Genomic DNA, 5,449 nt, shown 5'->3' with positions numbered 1-5,449 from the left:
CGATTTCCTGGATCGGGTCAAGGACTTCTTCGTTTGAGCCGGAGCCGCAACGGCCGGCGCGCTTCCTGATCATGGCTTCCCCCGCACGCTTCCACGCTCCCGACGCCGGCGCACCCGGACAGCAAGCCATCCTGCGAGGCGAGGAGCATCACCACCTCAGCCGCGTCCTGCGCCTGAAGCCCGGAGACCCGTTGTCCCTTTTCGACGGGAAGGGACGCGCCTTCTCCGCCCGGCTGGTTTCCGTCGGACGCCGCGAATCGATCGCCCAGGTGATCGGCGAGGAGACCGCCGGGGTGGAATCGGCGCTCGCCCTGAGCCTGGCGGTGGCCCTCTCCAAGGGAGAAAAGCTCGATTGGGTGCTGCAAAAGGGGACCGAGCTCGGGGTGCATGCGTTCCACCTGATTCCGGCGCGCCGATCGGATCTGCGCCTGCCGGCGGAGCGCGTTCCAGAGCGGCTGGCGCGCTGGCAGCGCCTGGCGCTTGAGGCCTGCAAGCAATCGGGCCGCAACCGCATTCCTGAGGTCCACTCACCGGAACCGCTCGAAAGCTTCCTCGCCGGCCCTCTTCCGCCCCTGCGGATCGTGCTGGAGCCGGGCTCCGAAAACAGCCTCCGGGAGCTTGGCATGGATCCGGCTAGTCACGGCGGCGTGGTGGTTGCGACCGGCCCTGAAGGGGGCTGGGAGCCCGAGGAGATCGACGCCTTCCGCGCCGCACGATTCGTGCCTTGCCGCCTTGGACCGCGCACGCTGCGCTGCGAGACGGCCGCCATCGCCGCGGCAGCCCTGCTCCAGCATCTGGCGGGCGACCTGCGCTGAAGCGGGCTATTGCCGCCACCCCCGGCCCCACCCGGAAGTCTTAGTAAAGGCCTAATCCCATTGCCTTTGGCTGGATGGGACCCTACATTTGCCGGGTCGGTAGGGTGTGTCTTCGGAGGAGCGGGATGGAAATCAACGACTTACTCAAGATTGCCACGGAAAGAAAAGCCTCGGATCTTCACCTCAAGGTGGGAAGCCATCCGGTCATCCGGGTCAACGGCAAGCTGATCCCGCTGGCGGAGCTGCCCCGGCTGACCCAGGAAACGACGATTGCCATGGCCTTCTCGATCATGAGCGGACGCCAGAAGCAGAAATTCAAGGACCATTTCGAGATCGACATCGCCTACTCGGTGCCGGGGCTGGGCCGTTTCCGCGTGAACATCTTTCAGCAGCGGGGAACGGTGGGGCTGGTTCTCCGGGTCATTCCCGCCAAAATCCTGACGTTCAAGGAGCTGCTCCTCCCGCCGGTCATCGAGACGATCTCCAACGAGGTGCGCGGCCTGATTCTGGTGACCGGGACCACCGGGTCGGGGAAGTCGACCTCCCTGGCCGCCATGATCGATTACATCAACTCGACGCGCACCGAGCACATCATGACGATCGAGGATCCGATCGAGTTCCTGCACCGCGACAAAAAGAGCCTGGTGAACCAGCGCGAGGTCGAGGTGGACACCAAGGGCTTCGCGGGAGCGCTGCGCTCCGCGCTGCGCCAGGACCCCGACGTCATCCTGGTGGGAGAAATGCGCGACTACGAGACGATCGAGACGGCGCTCACGGCGGCCGAGACGGGCCATCTGGTGTTGAGCACCCTGCATACCCTGGATGCGACCGAGACGATCAACCGGATCATCTCGGTCTTCCCGCCACACCAGCAGAAGCAGATACGGCTGCAATTGGCGGCGGTGCTCAAGTCGGTCATCTCCCAGCGCCTCCTGCCGCGCGCCGACGACCGCGGTCGGGTCCCCGCCATCGAGGTGCTGCGCGCCACGGGCTACATCCGCGACTGCATCGAGAACAAGGAAAAGACGAAGCTTATCCGGGACGCGCTGGCCGCGGGGACGTCCCAGTACGGGATGCAAACCTTCGATCAATCGATCTACACTCTGTACAAGCGCGAGCTCATCACCATGGAGGAGGCGCTGCGGCGCGCGACGAACCCCGACGAGTTCAAGCTCAAGCTCCAGGGGATCGAATCGACGGCCGACGGGTCCCGGAGCGAGATGGAGAGCACTCTCAGCGTCGGGGAGCCGCGCGCGGCATCCGCCTTCGAGCTTTCGCGAGCCAAATTCGGCAAGAACTGACGCTGCGGCTTCCGGAGACCCGACCTCGTGTCGCCCCGGAATCCGGGGCCGAGGCCGCCTCGCGACGCAACGCAGGTGTCGGGAGGCAGGGAGATCCATGCGCCGCCCATCGATGCCAACGGGACAGGAGATCCGCAGGACGTTCCTGAGATTCTTCGAGGAGCGCGGGCACCAGATCGTGCCCAGCTCCTCCCTGATCCCGGCCAATGATCCCACCCTGCTGTTCACCAACGCCGGCATGAACCAGTTCAAGGAAACCTTCCTCGGGCGCGAGCCGCGCCCTTACCGGCGCGCCTGCTCGGCCCAGAAGTGCATGCGCGTCTCGGGAAAGCACAACGATCTCGAGCAGGTGGGGAGGACGCCCCGCCACCATACCTTCTTCGAGATGCTGGGGAATTTCTCCTTCGGCGACTATTTCAAGGAACAGGCCATCCCGATGGCTTGGGAGCTCATGACCCGCGTTTATGGCCTGGATCCTTCCCGCCTCTGGATCACCGTGTTCCGCGAGGACGACGAAGCTCTCGAGCACTGGGCGAGGGATGTGGGTGTCCCGCGCGAGCGCATCCTGCGGCTGGACGAGGCCGACAATTTCTGGTCGATGGGGGAGACCGGGCCCTGCGGCCCATGCTCCGAGATCCATATCGACCGGGGCGAATCGAAGGGGTGCGGCAAGGCCGACTGCGGTGTCACCTGCAGCTGCGGCCGGTTCATGGAACTGTGGAACCTGGTGTTCATTCAGTTCGATCGCCAGGCGGACGGCCGGCTGGAGCCTCTGGCTTCGAAGGGGGTCGACACCGGGATGGGACTGGAGCGCGTCGCCTCGGTGATGCAGGAAGTCGACTCGAACTACGACACCGATCTGCTGCGCGGCATCCTGGAGGAAGGGGCGCGGCTGTGCGGGGTCGCCCCGGGATCCGGCGAGGTTTCGGATGTCTCCTTGCGGGTCATCGCCGATCACGTGCGAGCCGTCACCTTCCTGGTTGCCGACGGGGTCATTCCCGCGAACGACGGCCGGGGCTACGTGCTGCGCCGCATCCTGCGCCGCGCCATCCGCCACGGCCGGATGCTCGGCCAGCACGAGCCCTTCCTGCATCGTCTGACGGGGCGGGTGGTAAGCGACAATGCCTCCGCCTATCCGGAGCTGGAGGAGTCGAAGGAATTCGTCGCCCAGGTAACCCTGCGCGAGGAGGAGCGCTTCGCCTCCACCTTGAGCGTGGCGCTGGGCCGGTTCGACGAGCTGGTGAAAGAGCTCAAGGCGAAAGGGGCGGGGCAGGTCCCGGGAGCGGAGGCATTCCGCCTGTACGACACCTTCGGGCTGCCGCTCGATCTGATGATCGACGAGGCGGAGAGCCTGGGCGTCAGCCTTGATCACGCCGGCTTCGAATCCGAGATGGAGCAGCAGCGCACACGTGCCCGCAAGTCGTGGAAGGGAGCGGCGCCGGTGCGCGGCGAGGTCGGGGATTTCAAGGAGCTTCCGATTACGCGCTTTCTCGGCTACGACTCGCTGTCGGCGGCCGATTGCAGGATCCTGGCGCTGCGGCGCGAAGGACAGCCGGTGGAGGTACTGCGCGAAGGCGAGACGGGCGGGGCGCTGCTGGATGCCTCGCCATTCTACGCGGAGGCGGGAGGACAGGTCGGGGATCTGGGCTGGCTCGTCGGTCCCGAAGGGCGGGCCGAGGTGCTGGATTGCAAGTTCGCCGCTCCGGGAATACGGCTGCATACCGTGCGCCTCGTCGCCGGCGCCCTGAAAAACGGCGATCGCGTAACCGCCCAGGTCGATGCCGCACGGCGCGCCGAGACCGCCCGGCACCACACCGCCACGCACCTGCTGCACGCCTCGCTGCGCGAAGTCCTCGGCACGCACGTCAAGCAGGCGGGCTCCCTGGTGGCGCCGGATCACCTGCGCTTCGATTTCAGCCACTTCGCCGCCGTCGGCTCCCCGCTGCTGGTACAGGTGGAGGATCTCGTCAACGAGGTGGTGCGCGCCGACACTCCGGTGACCGTGCAGGAGATGGCGCTCGACGAGGCGCTGTCGCTCGGGGCGATGGCCTTGTTCGGCGAAAAGTACTCCGACCGGGTGCGAGTGGTGCGCATCGGCGATTTCTCCCTGGAGCTGTGCGGCGGGACGCACACCGGTTCGACCGGCGAGCTCGGATTGTTCAAGGTCACCCAGGAGCGCGGCATCTCCTCGGGGGTGCGGCGGGTGGAGGCGCTGAGCGGCGAATCGAGCCTGCGCCGCGTGCGCGAAGATGCCGCCATCCTGACCCACCTGCAGCAGCTGTTCAACATCGATCGTGCGGCCATCCCCGAGGGAGTGGAGAAGCTCCTCCAGCAGAACCGCAACCTGGCACGGGAGGTGGAAAAGCTCAAGCTGAAAATGGCCAGCGCCGGACCGGGAGAGGCGACGAAGATCCAGGAAGTTGCCGGCGTCAAGGTCCTGCCGCTCTACGTGGAAGGAGTCGACAAGAAGGCGCTGCGTGAGCTGGCCGACCGGCATCGCGTGCAGGTGGGCCGCGGCGTCGTGGCGCTGGGGACGAACCCGGAGCCGGAGCGCGGCATGCTGCTGGTGGCGGTCAGCCGCGACCTGGCGGGGAAGCTGGATGCCCGCTCGATCGTGGGAGAGATGGCCCGCGAGTTCGAGGGACGCGGCGGAGGCCGGCCCGACCTGGCGGAAGCCGGAGGAAAATCGAGCGCCGAGGGAATCCGCCGGGCGCTGGATCGCGTCGGGGAAGTGGTGCAGCGCCATCTGGAGGCGAGCAAGGAATGACGCGACGGGGCGTGGGGCGCACGGGCTGTCTGGGGGCGGCGCTGCTGGCCGTGGGGCTGGCGGTGCGGCTGGCAGGCGCCGAGACCATCTACTACCAGGTCGACAAGGAAGGCACGATGCGCATCACCAACGCGCCGGACGAGAAGGGATACCACGCGATGATGAACTCGGGAGGCCCGGGAAGCGCCACGGTTTCCGTCTCGGGTCCCTATGCCGAGCAGATCCGACGCGCCTCGAGCCTCTACGGCGTCGATCCGAACCTGGTGAGGGCGGTCATCGCCACCGAGTCGAACTTCGATCCGAAGGCTGTCTCGCCCAAAGGGGCGCGGGGACTGATGCAGCTCATGCCGTCCACCGCCCGACGCTTCGGCGTGGAGAACATTCACGATCCGCAGGAGAACATCCAGGGAGGCGTCCAGTACCTCCGGCATCTCCTGGACCTGTTCGGCGGCGATCTGGTCCTGGCTCTGGCTGCCTACAATGCCGGGGAGGGGGTGGTCCAGAGCCTTGGCAGGGTGCCGCAGTACCGCGAGACGCGTGACTACGTGGATCGGATCCTGGCGCGC

At 66.7% G+C, this 5,449-nt stretch carries 4 protein-coding genes; all 4 read left to right on the top strand.

The genetic code is table 11. The features are described 5' to 3' along the window. A partial coding sequence (locus tag VFW45_08775) for a 16S rRNA (uracil(1498)-N(3))-methyltransferase (GenBank protein ID HEU5180874.1) occupies positions 1-815 on the top strand: 815 nt, incomplete at its 5' end. Positions 816-940: 125 nt separating this feature from the next. Further along, positions 941-2,116, top strand: coding sequence for a type IV pilus twitching motility protein PilT (locus VFW45_08770; protein HEU5180873.1), 1,176 nt, complete (start codon positions 941-943; stop codon positions 2,114-2,116). 97 nt (positions 2,117-2,213) lie between these two features. Next, positions 2,214-4,883 carry an alanine--tRNA ligase gene (gene alaS / locus VFW45_08765; protein ID HEU5180872.1) on the top strand — a complete coding sequence of 890 codons (2,670 nt, stop codon included), beginning with the start codon at positions 2,214-2,216 and terminating at the stop codon, positions 4,881-4,883. Beyond that, on the top strand, positions 4,880-5,449 hold a 570-nt coding region (locus VFW45_08760), incomplete at its 3' end, for a lytic transglycosylase domain-containing protein (protein ID HEU5180871.1). The genes alaS and VFW45_08760, both read left to right, overlap by 4 nt.

This window comes from Candidatus Polarisedimenticolia bacterium (genome assembly GCA_035764505.1).
Lineage (GTDB): Bacteria > Acidobacteriota > Polarisedimenticolia > Gp22-AA2 > AA152 > AA152.
This window is presented reverse-complemented; position numbering and strand designations above follow the sequence as displayed.

Excerpts from the sequence above, each read along its gene's own strand:
- VFW45_08770 (HEU5180873.1), top strand. The coding sequence starts at position 941 with ATGGAAATCAACGACTTACTCAAGATTGCCACGGAAAGAAAAGCCTCG.
- alaS (HEU5180872.1), top strand. The coding sequence starts at position 2,214 with ATGCGCCGCCCATCGATGCCAACGGGACAGGAGATCCGCAGGACGTTC.